Source organism: Arthrobacter sp. AFG7.2 (assembly GCF_002892835.1).
In the GTDB taxonomy this organism is placed as follows: Bacteria; Actinomycetota; Actinomycetes; order Actinomycetales; family Micrococcaceae; genus Arthrobacter.
In genome coordinates this window covers 408805-426986 of the sequence record NZ_PJMB01000003.1, presented here as the reverse complement: position 1 = coordinate 426986, position 18182 = coordinate 408805, and the positions used below count along the sequence as shown (strand labels likewise).

Here is an 18182-nt window from a genome sequence, read left to right as displayed (position 1 = left end):
CCAGACCACACCACGGGGTGGCGGATCCAGCAAAACAACCAATCAATAAAACAATTGGTATCAACAAACTTGGCACACTATTGAGTTCTCAAACAACAGACACATTCGAATATTCCCGAACAAATTCAATTCAATGAATTCTTATTTCGTATTTCTTCGCTGCGATGTTTCTATCTTATTTCATTCATTTTCACTTTGCAAATCCGGTTGTTTTCCCGGAATTCACTCTGTGGAATGAATCCGCCCATCATAAAGTGGAGCAATTATTCGATCCGGTGCTTCCGCACATGGTGAACTTGCTTCACTTTTTGGTGGGGGTTGGTCGCTATTTTTCCGCTTCAGCGGCGGCGACTCAGAAAACATTACACGCTCCCCCGCGGCCGTGCAAATCGGCTGCGGAGGAGCGTGCAGGGTGGTGTTGATCTGCGGGAATGCCTAGGGAACCAGGACTTCCACGGTTGCCAGGTTCTTCTTTCCGCGGCGCAGGAGGAGGTACTGTCCATGCAGCAGTTCCGACTCCGGAATCACTGTCTCAGGATCGGTAACCTTCTCATTGTTGACGTAGGCTCCACCCTCACCAACAGTGCGCCGCGCAGCTGACTTGCTGTCGGAAAGCCCGGAGGCAACCAGCAGGTCCACGATTCCCATTTCATCCACCTGGACAGTGGTGGAAGGAAGCTCGGATGTGGCTGCCTGGAGCGTGGCCTTATCCAGGGCCGCCAGGTCTCCGTTCCCGAAAAGAGCGGCGGAAGCGGCAATGACCTTCTCCGTCGCTTCGACGCCATGCACGAGGGACGTCACTTCGTAGGCAAGCTTCCGCTGGCCTTCGCGGGCGAACGGCCGCTCAGCCACCGCCACGGAAATCTCCTCAATCTCTGCCCGGTTGAGGAAAGTGAAGACCTTCAGCCGGTTGACGACGTCGGCATCTGCCGTATTGACCCAGAACTGGTAAAAGGCGTAAGGGCTGCACATGCCGGCATCCAGCCAGATGGCGTTGCCCTCGCTCTTGCCGAACTTGGTGCCGTCGGCGTTGGTGATCAGTGGGGTTCCGAGGGCATGGACGCTCTTGCCCTCTACCTTGCGGATCAACTCAGTTCCGCTCGTGAGGTTGCCCCACTGGTCGGAGCCGCCGGTTTGCAGCACGCAGCCGTAATCACGGTAGAGCTGCAGGTAATCCATTCCCTGCAGGATCTGGTAGCTGAACTCGGTGTAGCTGATGCCCTCTTCGGAGTTCAGGCGTGAGGCCACCGCGTCCTTGCGCAGCATCGTGCCCACACGGAAATGCTTGCCCACCTCACGCAGGAAATCGATGGCACTCAGCGGCGCCGTCCAGTCAAGGTTGTTCACCATCCGGGCAGCGTTGTCCCCCTCAAAGCTCAAGAAACGCTGAACCTGTGCCTGGAGGTATCCAACCCACTCGGCGACCGTGTCCTTGGTGTTCAGCGTGCGCTCGGCCGTGGGCCGCGGATCGCCGATCATGCCGGTTGAACCGCCCACGAGCCCAAGGGGCTTGTGGCCGGCCAGCTGGAGCCGCCGCATCACGAGCAGCTGGACCAGGTTTCCGAGGTGGAGGCTCGGGGCGGTGGGGTCGAACCCGCAATAGTACGTCACCGAACCATCGGCGAGGAGTTTTTCAAGCTCTGCCTCGTCGGTGGAGACGTGGACCAGGCCACGCCACTTCAGTTCCTGCCATACGTTGGCAAAAGTGGGGTCGTTCTGCTGCGATTCGAGGCTGATGAGTTCTGGCACGCCTTCTAAGTTAGCAGTATGCGGCGTGCCGGATCAGCGCTTGATCCCTGCAGGGACGGGTTCCGAAGCAATCAGGCGCAGCCGCTGGGTGGCGCGCGTCATTGCGACGTACAGATCCCCCACCTTGCCGTGCTCATGGTTCAGCATCATGGACGGTTCCAGCACCACGACGCCGTCGAACTCCAGCCCCTTGGCTTCCCGCGGGCTGATGACCACGATGTCCTGCTCGTAGCTGCCGGCTCCGTTACCCACGCGGCGTCCGTAGGCGGCGCGCAGGGCAGCGGTGGCCTCCGGTAGGAAGCCGCCGTCAGCAATGACGGCCATCAGGCCGCCGTCGAGCGCGTCCAGCTCCTCGGGCAGCACCTCCATCAGGCGGCTGACCACCTGCCCGGCGTCCACCTCGTCGATGACCGGCGACCAGCGTCCCTCGCGGACGGCCTTGGGCGCCGAGACCACCAGGCCGGCTGCGTTGGCCATCCGGACCGCAGCTTCGGCGATCTGTGACGGGGTGCGGTAGTTGACCGTCAGCTCCTCCAGCTGCCAGCGGTCACCGAACATCGGAGCAAGCGCGCCCTGCCATGAATTGGCGCCGGCAACAGAACTTGTCTGCGCGATGTCGCCAACGATCGTGAAGGATTTCAGCGGGCACCGGCGGACCAGCAGGCGCCACTGCATGGGCGAAAGCTCCTGCGCCTCATCCACCACAATGTGCCCGAAAGCCCACGTGCGGTCGCTGGTGGCGCGCTCGGCAGCGGTTTGCCGCGCTTCCTGCTCCTGGTTCTGCTCGGCCAGCTCCTCGGCGGACATCAGCGGGTCAACCCCCGCAGCCTCCATGTTGACCAGCGTCTGCTTGGCGTTCGCCAGGTCGCGGGCACGGTCGTGCTCCTGCTGCGCGAGCCCACGTCCGGCAGCCGGGTCCAGTTCACCGAGCAGCTCGGCTGCTTCGTCCAGCAGCGGCACATCGGATTCGGTCCATGGGGCGTCGGCGGGGCGCTGCAGCAGCGCGCGTTCGGCCGGCGACAGGTGGGGGGTGCAGAACTCCAGCACGGCCGGCTTGCTGAAGAGCTCGGAAATCAGCTTCTCCGGCGTCATGGGCATCCAGCACAGGTTGAGGGCAATACGGACATCCCGCGCTGACCGGACGTCCTCGGCCAGGTAGGAGCGGTCTGCGTTGTTCCCGATGTTCCCGGCTTCCACCAGCTCGGTCATTTGTTCGGTGAGTTCGCGCAGCAGGATCTTCACGAACGTCACGCGCGCCTCGTTGTGCGGCTTGCCGGTGGAGCGGGCACGCTCGCGGGCGCGGCGGACCTGGCGCGGTGTCAGCACGAGCTTGCGGCCGTCCACTTCCAGGATCCGGTCTTCGGCAGGGATCCGCTGGCGGTTGGATACGGCGTTGGCCACCACTGTGGCCATGTCCAGGCGGCCCTTGATGGCTGCGACGTCAGCGTCGGGTTCCGGCACGGCATTGATCCCGGGCATCAGGCGGCCCACACTTGCCATCACCACGCCGGTCTCGCCCAGCGAGGGCAGCACCCTCTCGATGTACTTCATGAACGACGACGACGGGCCCACCAGCAGGACGCCGGCAGTCTTGAGGCGGTCGCGGTGGGTGTAGAGCAGGTAGGCGGCACGGTGCAGGGCCACGGCGGTCTTGCCCGTGCCTGGCCCGCCCTGCACCACCAGGGCACCGGAGATAGAGGACCGGATGATGCGGTCCTGCTCGGACTGGATGGTGCTGACGATGTCTGACATCCGGCCGGTCCGCTTGGAGTTCAGGGCGGCGAGCAGGGCGCCTTCGCCCTGCAGCGACTCGTTGTCTGCCAGCATTCCGGCGTCCAGGACGTCATCTTCAATGGCCTTGACCTCGCGGCCCTGCAGGATCAAGTGCCGGCGGCGCCGTACGCCCTGCCGGTCAAAGGCCGTGGCCTGGTAAAAGTGGCCGGCCTCCGGCGCGCGCCAGTCAACCATGAGCCGCTGGAGGTCCTCGGTGGTGAGGCCGATGCGCCCGATGTACTGCGCCTCACCCGAATCCAGGTCCAGGCGGCCAAAGACCAGCCGGTCATCGACCGCATCCAGCTGCGCCAGGCGGTCCTCATACAGAGCCGCGAAAGCGTCGCGCTCGGAAACGTTCTGCATGGTGCCAACGGCACCGGCCCGGCGGACCTGCGCAAGCTGCTTGCGCTTTTCCTCGCGAAGCTCCTCCAGCCGGGCATACAGGCCCGCAACATAGTCCCGTTCGTGGGCCAAATCGGCGTCGAGCATTAACGTTCCCCTATCGCAAAAGACAGACCTACCATTCTACAACCATTTCCGTTAACGCTCGTGAAACCCGGACCGATCCGGTTTGGGCGGCCGGGACCTGGCCGTCCTTGGCTTGGCAGCCTTGTACTGGGAGACGGTAGGGTCGCCGGTGATCCAGAAGCGCCACGAGTACTGGTCGCTTCCGCCGGTCCCCGAGACACCCACTCTCGGCCCTGAACTCACTGACCCGGCCGGCCGGGACGGAAGCACCAGTCCGAACGGCGGGGCCAGCGCATCGCGACCGCTGTCCGCCGTCGTCAGGCCCAGCGCCTTGGCAAGCCGGGCGGGCCCCCTCGCCAGGTCAGCCGGGTTTTTGGACGTGGTGCGCCGGAGCTGCGCGAGTTCCACACCGTCCACGATCTCCCCTGCCCGCAGCAGCAGGGCGGAGGCGGTTCCTTCCGGGCCGCACACAATATTGGTGCAGTGATGCATGCCGTAGGTGAAGTAGACGTACAGGTGGCCGGCAGGCCCGAACATCGGCGCGTTGCGTGGCGTGGGGCCGCGGTACGTGTGCGATCCGGGGTCAGGGTGGAGGGAATCCTCGGGGCCCAGGTAGGCCTCCACCTCGGTGAGCCGGACAGAGACGGCGCCGTCCCGGGACTTGTGCGTCAATACGGCTCCCAGCAGCAGGGGCGCCAGCCGGCGGGCGTCTCCGGAAAGGAACTCCCGCAGCGGCTGGCCGGCCGCCGGCGGATTTGTGCTCATGGCCAGACTCTATCCAAACCCGGCCCGGGCACCCCGCCATTTACCGCTCCGGCCGTCACGGCCGTGTCCGATTTCCGCTAGCCGCGCCCGCGGAGGGCTGACAGGATGGAGGAATGGACTTCTGGCAGCGCTACCGGGCGATCGACGCCCGGGACACCCGTTTCGACGGGCAGTTTTACACCGCCGTCCGGACCACCGGCATCTACTGCCGCCCGTCGTGCCCGGCGAGGACTCCGAAGGCGTCCAATGTCACGTTCTACGAGACCTCTGCAGCAGCGCACGACGCCGGCTACCGGGCCTGCAAGCGCTGCCTTCCGGAGGCGGTTCCCGGCACACCCGCCTGGAACCTCCGACAGGATCTTGCCGGCCGGGCCATGCGCCTGGTCAGCGACGGCGTGGTGAACAGGGACGGGGTGGACGGGCTGGCCGCGCGCCTGGGTTATTCGTCCCGCCAGCTCAACCGCATCCTCAGCCAGGAACTGGGCGCGGGCCCCCTCTCGCTCGCACGGGCCGGCCGCGCGCAGACCGCCCGCACCCTGCTGGTCTCCACCTCCATGAAGCTCGCCGATGTTGCCTTCGCTGCCGGTTTCAGCAGCGTCCGCCAGTTCAACGACACCATGGGGGAAGTCTTTGGCATGACCCCCACCGCACTCCGCGCCGCCGGGCATCCGAAAGCTGCCGCCGGATCCACCGCCCTCACGCTCAGCCTTCCTTACCGTGAACCTTTCGACCCCGGCATCTTTACGTTCCTGGCGCTCAGGGCCGTCCCGGGGATCGAAGCAGGAACGGCGACGTCCTACGCCCGCACCCTGCGGCTGCCCCAAGGGGATGCGCGCTTCCGGGTCGAGTACGACGACGGCGCTCCGGGGCGGCCGCTGACCCTCACCATCGGCGCGGTGGACCTTCGTGACCTGCCCGCGCTTTTAAGCCGGGTCCGGCGGCTCTTTGACCTGGATGCCGATCCCGTGGCCATCGACGGCGCACTGGCTGGCGACAGCAGGCTGTCGGCCGCAGTGGCGGGCACCCCGGGAATCAGGATGCCCGGAGCGCTTGACACCGCCGAGATGCTGGTCAGGGCGATGGTGGGGCAGCAGATCACCGTCGCTGCGGCGCGGACCGCCCTCACCCAGCTGGCCGCCGTCGGACGTTCCAGCCACAGCCCCGGCGACGGCCTGGACCGCATGTTTCCCACCCCCGCCGAGATCGCTGCCGGCGGCCACGCTGTCCTGAGGGGCCCGCACAAGAGGATCGACGCCCTCCTCGGGGCAGCTGCCGCCATGGCGGAGGGCGGACTCGACTTTGGCTACGGGGACGATCCGGCAAGCCTGGCCGCGAAACTCCTCCCGCTGCCCGGCGTGGGACCCTGGACCGTGGGATACCTGGCCATGCGGATCCTTGGCGCCCCGGATGTGTTCCTGGCCAACGACGCTGCCGTTCGGAATGGTGTCCGTGCCCTTGCGGGCGGGGCCACCGCTTCCACCATGGATTTCAGGGAAGTCAGCCCCTGGCGCTCGTACGCCACCATGCACCTGTGGCGGGCAGCATCGGGCGCCGCGGCCGCAACGCGCAGCGGCACAGGAACGGACAATGCCACACCAGGCTCCAGACCAGCAGAGAAAGCGAATCGATGAAGGCCCAGCTGTTTCAGATGAACACCCCGGACGGCCCGTTCACTATTCTCGCCCGGGACGGTGTCGTCCTCTCGAGCGGCTGGACGGACAAGCCCGGCGACCTGACGGGGCAGATCCACCCGAGTCTGCGGCCCGCCACCCTGGAGCTGGTCAGCGGCCTTGCAGGGATCTCGGACGCCGTGGAGGCCTTCTACGCCGGCGATCCCGGGCTGGCGATGCAGGTCCCCGTGCGGCAGGTGTCGGGGCCGTTCCGGATCCACGCCTGGGACGTCCTGCGGCAGGTCCGGCCCGGGTTTCCCGTGACCTACACCCAGTACGCGGAGCTCGCGGGCAACCCCAAGGCCGTGCGGGCGGCCGCCAGCGCATGCGCCTTCAACGCTGCGGCCCTGTTTGTTCCCTGCCACCGCGTGATCCGCACGGACGGCTCCCTCGGCGGTTTCCGCTGGGGGCTGCCCATCAAGCAAAGCCTGCTGGCGCGCGAGGCCGGCTAATCCTTCGTGGTGGCGGGGGTTCCGGAAGGCCACGGCAGCAGCGTTGGAAGGTCAACGCCGTCAGCCGCAGCGGAGGCCCGGAGGCTGCCCAGCGTGGGTTCGCGCCCTGCCAGCCAGGCCGCAATATCGGTAATCATTCCGCTGATCACCGTGGATCTGTTGCCGCTGCCGATGCTCAGCGGCGGGAGTCCCAGGGGTTGCAGCACCAGCCTGTCGTCGGGCTGGACCCGGGCCGCGAGGAAATCAAAGAGGTGCTCACAGAAGGGCCGGCTCCAGGTTTCCGGTCCCCTTCCGGCCAGCAGGTCCGATGTGTGAATGACGAGTTCCCGCCAGAGGGCCAGCCCGCCGTCCAGCACCACTCCCCCGCGGTAGGCGATGGGTGCGTACCAGCCTGTGCGGTGGGCGGACGAATCCTTGATGCCGGGCAGTGCGTCGAAGGCCTTCATCACCCGGGCCAGGGCAGCGGTCACGTCTGCGAGGTGGGTGGCGGCATCGTGCCCGGCCGCCATGTCGATCGCTTTGTTCCGGCCGTCCATGCCGCCGTCGTACAGCTCGATGGTTTCGCCGCGCGCTGCGTACTCGAGCTGCCGTGCCATGGCGTTGGAGATGCCGGCCAGGTGGGCCAGGACATGGCCCCGCGTCCAGCCGGGCAGCGCCGAGGGTGCTCGGACATCCTCATCCGAGAACCTGGCAACATCGGCGGCAACGTCAGCGGCAGCCTTGTGGAGCGCGGGGAGCAGTTCGTCTGGTGCGGGAGCGGTCATGGCGCTCATCCTAGCCGGGAAGAACGCCGTCCGGGCCGAAGCGGTGGCGGATATGCCGGCGGTCGTGGCTGGCCTGCCAGAACTCGATCTCGGCAGGCCTGACGGCATAGAGCTGCCAGTCCGGGTTTTCGCTGCCGTCAGCACGCGGGCGCTCCGCCCAATCCCTGGCCGACGCCTCGGCGGACAGCTCCGCAACGGGACCTGCCACCCGGACCTGCCGGCCCAGCGACGGCCAGTAGAAGGTGAGCGCGGCGCGCGGGTTGCCACTGAGCTCCCGGCCCTTGCGCGAGATGCGGGACGTGGCGAAGTGCCAGCCGTCGTCGTCGATGTTTTTCAGGATCAGCATCCTCGACGACGGCTGACCGCTTTCATCCACGGTGGCAAGGCTGCAGGCATGCGGCTGGCGTTCTCCTGCTGCCAGGGCTTCCTCCAGCCACTGCCGGAAGAGTTCTGCCGGATCTGCGGGGGCGGACTCCGGGTCAAAGCCGGGCAGCTCAGCCGGGAAGTCGGGAAGCGCACGGAGTTGCCGGCGGAAGGAGTCGCTCATGGCCCCATGCTAGCCGTGACCATCCGGCAATCAACACAGAACACCCGCCCACTTCCTGCAGGAAATGGGCGGGCGTTTCAGCTACTTCCCGGCGTACTCCCGGACCCCGGCCAGTTCGGCTTCCAGCGCCACCAGCTGGCGTTCGACGGCGGCCGGCGCCGTACCGCCCTGGGAGTTGCGGCTGTTGAGGGAGCCCTCCGTGGACAGGACCGTGCGGACCTCCGGCGTAAGGTGCTCTGAAATCGCGGCGTACTCCTCATCCGTCAGGTCCCACAGCTCCACGCCACGGGATTCGGCCTGCTTCACGGCCGCGCCGGACAGCTCGTGGGCCTCGCGGAACGGAACACCCTGGCGGACCAGCCACTCGGCAATGTCCGTGGCCAGTGCGAAGCCCTGCGGGGCCAGCGATTCCATCCGCCCGGTGTTGAACTTAAGCGTGGCGATCATGCCCGAGACGGCCGGGAGCAGCAGCTCCAAGGTGTCCGCGGCGTCGAACACCGGCTCCTTGTCCTCCTGCAGGTCGCGGTTGTAGGCCAGCGGCAGGCCCTTGAGCGTGGCCAGCAGCCCGGTCAGGTTGCCGATCAGGCGCCCCGCCTTGCCCCGGGCCAGTTCCGCCACATCCGGGTTCTTCTTCTGCGGCATGATGGACGATCCCGTGGAGTAGGAATCGTGCAGCGTGACAAAGGAGAACTCCTTGGTGGCCCAGAGGATGACTTCCTCAGACACCCGAGAGAGGTCCACGCCGATCATGGAGCACACCCAGGCGAACTCGGCGAAGACATCGCGGGAAGCGGTGCCGTCGATCGAGTTGTGCGATGCGGAGAAGAAGCCGAGGTCAGCGGCCACCGCTTCCGGGTCCAGCCCCAGGGAGGACCCGGCCAGGGCCCCCGAGCCGTAGGGCGAAACGCCCGCCCGCTTGTCCCAGTCCTGGAGCCGCTGCACATCACGCAGCAGCGCCCAGGCGTGCGCCAGGAGGTGGTGGCTGAGCAGGACGGGCTGGGCGTGCTGCAGGTGAGTGCGTCCCGGCATGGCAACCCCGTGGTGGGCCCTGGCCTGATCAACCAGGGCGTCCACTGTGGCAAGCACGCCGCGCGCAATGATCCGGGCGTGGTCGCGCAGGAACATCCGGCCCAGGGTGGCCACCTGGTCGTTGCGGGACCGGCCGGCGCGGAGCTTGCCGCCCAGCTGGGTTCCGGCCCGCTCGATCAGCCCGCGTTCCAGCGAGCCGTGCACGTCCTCGTCCGATTCCGCCGGCACATAGGCGCCGGAGGCGACGTCCTCATCCAGCTGCGTGAGGGCAGCCAGCATGCCGTCCAGTTCGGCGTCGTCCAGCAGGCCGGCCTTGTGCAGGACACGGGCGTGCGCCATGGATCCGGCAATGTCGTAACGTGCCAGGCGCCAGTCGAAGTGCGTGGACTTGCTCAGGGCCGCCAGGGCGTCCGCTGGGCCGCCGGCGAACCGGCCGCCCCACAGTGCGCCCTCGTTAGTAGCGGACACCATTTACTTTCCTGCGACCCGGATATCGCGGCCGGAGGCAACCTTGGCGGACATGCCCCACAGCTCGATGAAGCCCTTGGCCATGGACTGGTCGAAGGTGTCGCCGGTGTCGTAGGTGGCAAGGTTGAAGTCGTAGAGCGAGGTGTCGGAGCGGCGGCCGTTGACGACAGCCTGGCCGCCGTGCAGGGTCATCCGGATGTCGCCGGAGACGTACTTCTGGGTGTCCTCGATGAATGCCTCCAGGGAGCGCTTCAGCGGGGAGAACCACTGGCCGTCGTAGACCAGCTCGGACCAGCGCTGGCCAACGGTGGCCTTGAAGCGGGCCTGCTCACGCTCAACGGTGATGTCCTCCAGGTGCTTGTGCGCCGTGATCAGCGCCATGGCACCCGGGGCCTCGTAGATTTCGCGGGACTTGATACCCACGAGGCGGTCTTCGACGACGTCGATCCGGCCCACGCCCTGGGCGCCGGCGCGGCGGTTGAGTTCCTTGATGGCCTGCAGCGGGGTGACCTTCACGCCGTCGATCGCTACCGGAATGCCGGCTTCGAAGGAAATGATGACCTCATCCGGTGCCGGCGGGAACTCCGGGGTGGCGGTGTAGTCGTAGATGTCCTTGGTGGGGCCGTTCCAGATGTCCTCGAGGTAGCCGGTTTCCACGGCGCGGCCCCAGACGTTCTGATCGATGGAGTACGGGTTCTTCTTGGTGGTCTCGATGGGCAGGCCCTTTTCCTCGGCGAAGGCTATGGCCTTGTCGCGGGTCAGGGCAAGGTCGCGGACCGGGGCGATGCACTTCAGGTCCGGGCCGAGGGTCTGGATACCCACCTCGAAACGGACCTGGTCGTTGCCCTTGCCGGTGCAGCCGTGGGCAACGGTGGTGGCACCGAATTCACGGGCAGCCTTGACCAGGTGCTTGACGATGACAGGGCGGGAGATGGCGGACACCAGCGGGTAGTGGCCCTGGTACAGGCCGTTGGCCTTGAGCGTGGGCATGCAGTACTCGTTGGCGAACTCGTCGGAGGCGTCGGCCACGTAGGCTTCGACGGCGCCGCAGCCCAGGGCACGCTGGCGGATGGTTTCCAGGGATTCGCCGCCCTGTCCGACGTCGACCGCCACGGCGATGACCTCGGCGCCGGTGGCTTCACCGATCCAGCCGATGGCTACTGAGGTGTCCAGGCCGCCGGAGTAGGCCAGCACAATGCGTTCAGTCACGGAGATGCTCCTTGTAATTGGGGTTGTTGGATGTTGTCTTCAAGCTTATTGCCCGGCTTCTTCAGCCAGCTGCAGGAACCTGGCGGCGAGGTCCTGGCCGCCCTGCGGGTCCCGGGAGACCAGCAGCACCGTGTCATCCCCGGCGATGGTGCCCAGGATGGACGGCATCACCGAGTGGTCGATGGCCAGGGCCAGGAAGTTGGCGGCGCCGGGCGGGGTCCGGAGCACGGCGATGTTGGCCGACGCCTCCGCGGTGACCAGCAGTTCGCTGCACAGCCGGGCCAGCCGGGCATCCAGGATTTCCTGGCTGACCCCGCTTTTGGCGGCCCGTTCGCCGCCTTCTCCGGGGACGGCGTACACCAGCACGCCCTCCTTGCCCCGGACCCGGACGGCGCCGAGTTCCACGAGGTCCCGCGAGAGCGTTGCCTGGGTGACCTGCACGCCGTCGTCCGCGAGGAGGGCCGCCAGCTCCGCCTGGGAGCGCACGGACTCCCCCGTCAGGATGGCGGTGATGCGCGCCTGGCGGGCAGTCTTGGTCGCCGGGCTGGAGCCCGGCGAGGCCGGTTGGGCGGACACTAGAACGTGCTCTCCCCGGTGCCTTCCACGGGAGAAAGTCCCTCCACGAAGGCGAGGCCCGACCGGTGCATCAGCCAGGCCATCAGGGCCTTCTGGGCGTGCAGCCTGTTTTCGGCCTCGTCCCAGACAATGGACTGCGGCCCGTCAATGACGCCGGCGGATATTTCGTAGCCGCGGTAAGCGGGCAGGCAGTGGAGCACGACGGCGTCTTCCGCAGCCTGTGCCATGGCTGCCTCGTCCACGGAGTACTCCCGGAACAGTTCCAGCCGGGCTTCCTTCTCGGCTTCCTGGCCCATGGACACCCACGTGTCCGTAGCCACGACGTCGGCGCCTTCCAGCGCCTCAGCCGCGTCAGTAGTGACCAGCACGGAGCCGCCGGTCTCTGCTGCGCGCTCCTCGGCGGCTGCGACGATGTCCGCCGCCGGCAGGTAGCCTTCCGGTCCGGCGATCCGGACGTGCATCCCGGCCGTGACGCCGGCCAGGAGGTAGGAATTCGCCATGTTGTTGGCGGCGTCCCCCAGGTAGCTCATGGTGAGGCCCTTGAGGCTGCCCTTGTGCTCCTTGACGGCCAGCAGGTCTGCCAGGAGCTGGCACGGGTGGTAGTCATCGCACAGGGCGTTGATCACGGGCACGCTGGAGTTCGCCGCCATGGCCACCAGGCCGGCGTGCGCCCCTGTCCGCCAGACGATGGTGGACACCATCCGTTCCAGCACCCTGGCGGTGTCCTCCACGGATTCCTTGTGGCCGATCTGGGCTTCACCGGGGTTGATGATCAGGGCGTTGCCGCCCATGTCCGCGATCCCTGCCGCAAACGAGACCCGGGTCCTGGTGGAGGTCTTGTCGAAGATCACGGCAACGGTCTTGCGGCCGTTTCCTTCGGCGGCGAAGGGCTGGACGCTGTAGGGCGCAGCCTTCATCCGGGCTGCGAGGTCCAGGACCTCGGCCTGTTCGGCGGGGCTGAGGTCCGTGTCCTTGAGGAAGTGCCGGGTAGCGCTGGCTGCTGGTGTCACTGGGCGTCCTTAGCTGCTTGGAGGATTGCCGGGAAGGCGTCGAGGAAGGTATCCGCCTGCGCGGTGGTGAGAACCAGCGGCGGCGCAAGGCGGATGGTGCGCGGGCCGGGGCTGTTGACGATGAACCCTGCATCCAGGCCGGCCTGCACCACTGCCGGGGCAACGTCTGCCTCGAGGTCGAAGCCGATGAGGAGGCCTTCACCCCGGACCTCGGTGACGCCCGGGATGGCCGCCAGCGCGGAGCGCAGGTGCTCCCCGACCCTTGCCACATTTGCCAGGACGTCCTGGCTTTCGATCGCGTGCAAGGTGGCGAGGGCGGCCGCCGTCGCCACGGGGTTGCCCCCGAACGTGGTGCCGTGCTGGCCCGCAGCCAACAACGACGACGTCGCGTCACCGAAGGTGACCAGGGCGCCAATGGGGAAGCCCCCGCCCAGGCCCTTGGCGAGCGTGACGGCGTCAGGCCGGATTCCGGAATCCTCGCTGGCAAGCCACTTACCGGTGCGGCCGATGCCGGTCTGCACCTCGTCAAGGATCAGCAGCGCGCCTACCCTGGCGGTCAGTTCCCGCGCAGCCTGGAGGTACCCGGGCGGGAGCGGGCGCACGCCCGCCTCGCCCTGGATCGGTTCGAGGAAGACTGCCGCAACCGTTTCGTCTATGGCGTCCTTGAGTGCTTCGACGTCACCGAACGGGATGTGCACCACGCCGCCGGGAAGCGGCTCGAAGGGCGTCCGGTAGGCCTCTTTGGCGGTGAGGGCAAGGGCACCCATGGTGCGGCCGTGGAAGGCACCCTCGAGGGCGATGATCCTGGTCCTCTTCGTACCGCTGCCGCCGGTGTTGCGGCGGGCCAGCTTGAAGGCGGCCTCGTTGGCCTCGGTGCCGGAGTTGGTGAAGAACACCTTGGATCCGTCCGGAGCACCGGTCAGGGCCAGGAGCTTCTCGGCCAGCGCGATCTGGGTGGGGCTGGTGAAAAAGTTGGAGACATGGCCGAGGGTTGCCAGCTGACTGGAGATAACCGAGGTGACGAACGGGTTGGCATGGCCCAGCGCATTGACGGCGATCCCGCCGAGCAGGTCAAGGTATTCCTTGCCGTCCGCATCCCAGACCAGGCAGCCGGCTCCGCGCACCAGGACGCGCTGGGGGGTCCCGAATACGCCCATCAGGGAGCTTGAGTACCGGGCGAGCCACTCGGAGCCGGCATGGCCCTTGGTCTCCACCAGCTCAGCCACAGGCGTCCGGTGATCGAGGTTTTCCGCCGTATTCATCCGTTGATCTCCTCGTCAGGGACTATCTGGGTGCCAATGCCCGCGGTAGTGAAGGTTTCCAGCAGCATGGAGTGGGGCAGCCGCCCGTCCACGATGTGCGCGCGTTCCACGCCCTCATCAATGGCCTTGAGGCAGGCAGCCATCTTGGGGATCATTCCGGATTCGAGCTGCGGCAGCATGTCCCGCAGCTCGGACGCCGTGAGCGAGGAAATCAGCGAGGACTTGTCCGGCCAGTTGGCGTACAGGCCCTCCACATCAGTAAGAATCACCAGCTTGGAGGCGCCCAGCGCTGAGGCCACGGCCGCCGCCGCAGTGTCCGCGTTGACGTTGAGGACCTGGCCGGTGGGCTGGAAGCGCGCCGCGCCGGCCACCCCGTCTCCGCCGTCCACAATTTCCGGCGCAACAGTGGAGATCACCGGGATCCTGCCGGCCTCGAGGATGTCCAGGATTCCGGTGGGGTCGACGCCGACGACCTCGCCTACGAGCCCGAGGTCCACCTCTTCACCGTCCACCACGGTGCCGGTCCGGACTGCGCGGAGCAATCCGCCGTCTTCGCCCGACATGCCGACGGCGTAGGGGCCGTGGGAGTTGATCAGGCCCACCAGCTCACGCCCCACCTGGCCGGTGAGGACCATCCGGACCACGTCCATCGCCTCCGGCGTGGTGACCCGCAGTCCGCCCTTGAACTCGGACTCGATGCCCAGCCGGGCCAGCATGGAGTTGATCTGCGGGCCGCCGCCGTGGACCACCACGGGGTGGATTCCCACATGGTGGAGGAACACGATGTCCTCGGCGAAAGCGCGCCGCAGGTCGTCATTGACCATGGCGTTGCCGCCGTACTTGATCACCATGGTGCTGCCGGCAAACCGCTGGATCCAAGGCAGGGCTTCGATGAGGGTTCCTGCCTTGTCCTGGGCATCGGACATGCTGGTGGTCTCGCGCGTCTGGGTGTTCATGCTGTCACTTTCCGGAACGGGTTGCGGGGCGCTTGGCGCTAGCTGGAATAGGCGCTGTTCTCGTGCACGTAGTCGTGGGTGAGATCGTTCGTCCAGATGGTCGCCTCGGCGTCACCGGCCTGCAGGTCGATTTCCACCAGGACTTCCCGGGGCCCCAGGTCCACCAGCCCCCGGTCATCGCCAATGCTGCCGTTGCGGCAGATCTGGATGCCGTTCATGGCGACGTTCAGCTGGTCGGGTTCGAATACCGCGTCGGTGGTGCCCACGGCGGACAGCACGCGGCCCCAGTTGGGGTCCTTGCCGAAGATGGCGGCCTTGAAGAGGTTGGACCGGGCCACGGAGCGGCTGACGGTTTCGGCGTCCGATTCGCTGGCGGCGTTGAAGGTCCGGACAGCGATGTCGTGGCTGGCGCCTTCGGCGTCGGCGATCAGCTTCCGGGCCAGTTCGGCGCACACCTGGGTCAGGCCTGCACCGAACACTTCGGCGGACGGCACGGCGCCGGAGGCTCCCGACGCCATCAGCACCACCGTGTCGTTGGTGGACATGCAGCCGTCCGAGTCCGCACGGTCAAAGGTGACCCGCGTGGAGTCGCGGAGGACGACGTCGAGCAGTTCAGCTCCCACCGCTGCGTCCGTGGTGAGGACCACCAGCATGGTGGCAAGGCCGGGTGCCAGCATGCCGGCACCCTTGGCGATGCCGCCGATGCTGAACTCCTTGCCGTCGGCGTCAGTGCCGATAAACAATGCAGACTTCGGCACGGAGTCCGTGGTCATGATCGCCGCCGCGGCTGCAGGACCGCCGTCGGTGCTGAGCGCAGCTGCCGCCGCCTCGATGCCCGGGAGGATCTTGTCCATGGGGAGCTGCTCACCGATCAGGCCCGTGGAGCACACAAACACGTCGGTTGCCGAAACGCCCAGCAGTTCAGCCACCTTTTCGGCGGTGCTGTGCGTGTTCTGGAAGCCGGTGGGGCCGGTGCACGCGTTGGCTCCGCCGGAGTTGAGGATCACGGCGTCCACGCGGCCGTCGGACACCACCTGGCGGGACCAGTGCACCGGCGCGGCAGCTACCCGGTTGCTGGTGAAGACGGCGGCGGCCGCCTTCGCGGGACCGTCATTAACAACCAGGGCGAGGTCCGGATTTCCTGACGTTTTCAGCCCGGCGGTGACTCCCGCTGCGCGGAATCCGGAGGGTGCGGTAATGGTCACGGGGCTACTCCCTGCAGGTCAAGGCCGGCGGTTTCCGGCAGGCCAAGTGCGATGTTCATGGACTGGACGGCGCCGCCGGCCGTTCCTTTGGTGAGGTTGTCGATGGCGCAGGTAACGATAACCCGGCCGGTGTGGCTGTCGAAGGCAAGCTGCAGGGCCGCGTGGTTCGATCCCTGCACGGACTTGGTGCCTGGCCATTGCCCCTCAGGCAGCACGTGGACGAACGGCTCGTCGTCGTAGGCGTCCGTCCAGGCGTGGCGGAGCTGCTCCGCCGTGGTTCCGGCCTTGACCTTTGCTGTTGCCGTGGTCAGGATGCCCCGGCTCATGGGCGCCAGGGTGGGCGTGAAGGAAACCGTGACCTGTTCGCCTGCGGCGTTGGACAGTCCCTGCTCGATTTCCGGGGTGTGGCGGTGGCCGCCACCCACACCGTAGGGGCTCATGGAACCCATGACCTCGGCGCCGATCAGGTTCACCTTGGCAGCCTTCCCGGCGCCTGAGGTGCCGGAAGCGGAAACGATGACGACGTCGTCGGGCTGGAGGAGCCGGGCGGCGAACCCGGGCGCCAGCGCCAGCAGGGCGGACGTCGGGTAGCAGCCGGGCACGGCAATCCGGTTGACGCCTTTGAGTGCTTCGCGCTGGCCTGGAAGCTCAGGCAAACCATAAGGCCAGGTGCCGGCGTGCGCGGAGCCATAAAACTTTTCCCATGCGGCAGGGTCCTCCAGCCGGTGATCCGCGCCGGCGTCGATGACAACGGTCCCTTCCGGAAGCTGGGCGGCTATCTCCGCGGAGGCTCCGTGCGGCAAGGCCAGGAAGACGACGTCATGGCCCGACAGGTTCTCCACCGAGGTGTCCTCAAGGATGCGGCTGGCGAGTCCGTGCAGGTGCGGCTGCAGTTCGCCAAGCCGGGATCCGGCATTGCTGTGGGCCGTGATGGCTCCGATGGTCACACCGGGGTGCCCTGCCAGGAGGCGCAGGACCTCTCCCCCGGCGTACCCGCTGGCGCCGGACACTGCAACAGAAATAGTCATGCCACGACTATACAGCAATAGTTATGCATAGATGCCTATATTTATGCATGGCTGTGTCGGGTTCCTGGCGGTATCCCTAGGATGGTGAGCAGCCGGAACTGGAAATACCGGACCGGGGAAGGGGAGCAATGACGCACGCTATCGTCGCACGGCAGGCAGGCGGACCGGAAGTCCTGGCCTACGAGGAGATCGAACGGCCCGTGCCGGGACCCGGCCAGCTCCTCATCAAGGTGGGCGCTGCGGGCGTGAACTTCATCGATACCTACAAGCGCAGCGGTACCTACAAGGTGGACTATCCGTTCACCCCGGGATCAGAAGCGGCCGGGACGGTTGAGGCGGCAGGCGATGGCGTCTCCGGTTTCGTCCCCGGCGACCGGGTGGCGACGGCGGAAGGCATCAACTGCTACGCCGGTTACGCCCTCGTTGATGAGGACGCCGCACTGCCGGTACCCGCCGGCGTTGACGACTTCACGGCCGCCGCCCTGCCACTGCAGGGCATAACCGCCCATTACCTGATGAATTCAACGTTCAAGGTGGAGCCGGACCACACAGTCCTGCTCCATGCAGGCGCCGGCGGCGTCGGCCTGCTGCTGATCCAGCTGCTCAAGGCCCGGGGGGCGGAAGTCATCACCACCGTCTCAACCGATGAAAAGGAGCAGTTGGCCCTCGACGCCGGCGCGGACCATGTACTGAGGTACGACGGCTTCGAGGGGAAGGTACGTGACATCACCAGCGGCAGGGGCGCTGACGTGGTGTACGACGGCGTTGGGAAGGACACGTTCGACGGCTCGCTGGCTGCCCTGCGGGTCCGGGGAATGCTGGTCCTGTTCGGCGCGGCCTCCGGCCCCGTCCCGCCGGTGGATCCGCAGCGGCTGAACGCCGGCGGGTCGTTGTTCCTGACCCGGCCCACCATGGCGCATTACCTTCGGGACGCAGCGGAACGGCGCTGGCGCGCGGAAGAGGTGTTTGGCGCCGCAGCGAACGGCAGTTTGAAGGTCAGGATTGGTGCCCGCTACCCCCTGTCCCAGGCACGCAAGGCGCACGAGGACCTTGAAGGACGCCGGACCACGGGCAAAGTCATACTCGTCCCATAGCAGCCATGGGCGCCCTCCCGGCAAACACCAGGTGAAGGCAGGGCCAGCCAGGCGGGAACAGAAGGTGACGCCGGACATCTGTTGTTCATCTGGCATGGGAAGAATGCACGGGTGACTCAGCAGCAGGTCCCCCGCGGGGACACCCGGCCCGGCCCAG

Annotated in this window: 16 protein-coding genes; 3 read left to right on the top strand and 13 right to left on the bottom strand. The window is 66.9% G+C overall.

Annotation, left to right across the window (positions count from 1 at the left end; genetic code table 11):
* Positions 1–435: 435 nt before the first annotated feature.
* The 3 genes from tyrS to CXX84_RS08410 are packed head-to-tail and all read right to left on the bottom strand — an operon-like array spanning position 436 to position 4755.
* Positions 436–1749: a tyrosine--tRNA ligase gene (gene tyrS / locus CXX84_RS08420; protein WP_102976234.1), complete on the bottom strand. Its 1314-nt coding sequence runs from the start codon at positions 1747–1749 to the stop codon at positions 436–438.
* A 33-nt stretch (positions 1750–1782) separates the two neighbouring features.
* On the bottom strand, positions 1783–4011 hold the full coding sequence (locus CXX84_RS08415; RefSeq protein ID WP_102976233.1) for a HelD family protein: 2229 nt from the start codon (positions 4009–4011) through the stop codon (positions 1783–1785).
* Positions 4012–4062: 51 nt separating this feature from the next.
* A complete protein-coding gene (locus tag CXX84_RS08410) occupies positions 4063–4755 on the bottom strand; it encodes a DNA-3-methyladenine glycosylase (RefSeq protein ID WP_102976232.1) in 693 nt (230 codons plus the stop codon).
* A 113-nt stretch (positions 4756–4868) separates the two neighbouring features.
* Here CXX84_RS08410 and CXX84_RS08405 point away from each other — a divergent pair, with 113 nt between their 5' ends.
* Complete coding sequence (locus CXX84_RS08405) at positions 4869–6386, top strand: DNA-3-methyladenine glycosylase 2 family protein (RefSeq protein ID WP_102976231.1); 1518 nt, start codon at positions 4869–4871, stop codon at positions 6384–6386.
* On the top strand, positions 6383–6877 hold the full coding sequence (locus CXX84_RS08400) for a methylated-DNA--[protein]-cysteine S-methyltransferase (protein ID WP_102976230.1): 495 nt from the start codon (positions 6383–6385) through the stop codon (positions 6875–6877). Before CXX84_RS08405 ends, CXX84_RS08400 begins: the two co-directional genes overlap by 4 nt.
* Here the strand turns inward: CXX84_RS08400 and CXX84_RS08395 are convergent.
* The 10 genes from CXX84_RS08395 to argC all read right to left on the bottom strand — a co-directional run bounded on the left by CXX84_RS08395 (position 6874) and on the right by argC (position 16931).
* Positions 6874–7641 (bottom strand): maleylpyruvate isomerase family mycothiol-dependent enzyme, encoded by a 768-nt coding sequence (locus tag CXX84_RS08395; protein ID WP_102976229.1) that lies wholly within the window; start codon positions 7639–7641, stop codon positions 6874–6876. The genes CXX84_RS08400 and CXX84_RS08395 overlap by 4 nt on opposite strands.
* Before the next feature lie 10 nt (positions 7642–7651).
* Positions 7652–8188: a pyridoxal 5'-phosphate synthase gene (locus tag CXX84_RS08390; protein ID WP_102976228.1), complete on the bottom strand. Its 537-nt coding sequence runs from the start codon at positions 8186–8188 to the stop codon at positions 7652–7654.
* Between the two features lie 81 nt (positions 8189–8269).
* On the bottom strand, positions 8270–9688 hold the full coding sequence (gene argH, locus CXX84_RS08385; protein ID WP_102976227.1) for an argininosuccinate lyase: 1419 nt from the start codon (positions 9686–9688) through the stop codon (positions 8270–8272).
* On the bottom strand, positions 9689–10894 hold the full coding sequence (locus CXX84_RS08380) for an argininosuccinate synthase (RefSeq protein WP_102976226.1): 1206 nt from the start codon (positions 10892–10894) through the stop codon (positions 9689–9691). It lies immediately after the preceding gene.
* Positions 10895–10939: 45 nt separating this feature from the next.
* Positions 10940–11470: an arginine repressor gene (locus tag CXX84_RS08375; protein ID WP_102976225.1), complete on the bottom strand. Its 531-nt coding sequence runs from the start codon at positions 11468–11470 to the stop codon at positions 10940–10942.
* The gene (gene argF, locus CXX84_RS08370; RefSeq protein WP_102976224.1) at positions 11470–12480 is read right to left on the bottom strand and encodes an ornithine carbamoyltransferase; all 1011 of its coding nucleotides are present in this window, start codon (positions 12478–12480) and stop codon (positions 11470–11472) included. The genes CXX84_RS08375 and argF overlap by 1 nt, the downstream gene beginning before the upstream one ends.
* Complete coding sequence (locus tag CXX84_RS08365) at positions 12477–13742, bottom strand: acetylornithine transaminase (RefSeq protein ID WP_102976223.1); 1266 nt, start codon at positions 13740–13742, stop codon at positions 12477–12479. The genes argF and CXX84_RS08365 overlap by 4 nt, the downstream gene beginning before the upstream one ends.
* Entirely contained in the window at positions 13739–14698 is a 960-nt protein-coding gene (gene argB / locus CXX84_RS08360; protein WP_102976222.1) for an acetylglutamate kinase, read from the bottom strand. The genes CXX84_RS08365 and argB overlap by 4 nt, the downstream gene beginning before the upstream one ends.
* A gap of 38 nt (positions 14699–14736) precedes the next feature.
* The gene (gene argJ / locus CXX84_RS08355; protein ID WP_102976221.1) at positions 14737–15903 is read right to left on the bottom strand and encodes a bifunctional glutamate N-acetyltransferase/amino-acid acetyltransferase ArgJ; all 1167 of its coding nucleotides are present in this window, start codon (positions 15901–15903) and stop codon (positions 14737–14739) included.
* Positions 15900–16931, bottom strand: coding sequence for an N-acetyl-gamma-glutamyl-phosphate reductase (gene argC / locus CXX84_RS08350; RefSeq protein WP_102976220.1), 1032 nt, complete (start codon positions 16929–16931; stop codon positions 15900–15902). Before argC ends, argJ begins: the two co-directional genes overlap by 4 nt.
* Positions 16932–17059: 128 nt before the next feature.
* On the opposite strand from argC, the gene CXX84_RS08345 reads away from it, so the two are divergent.
* A complete protein-coding gene (locus tag CXX84_RS08345) occupies positions 17060–18025 on the top strand; it encodes a quinone oxidoreductase family protein (RefSeq protein WP_102976219.1) in 966 nt (321 codons plus the stop codon).
* Positions 18026–18182 lie beyond the last annotated feature (157 nt).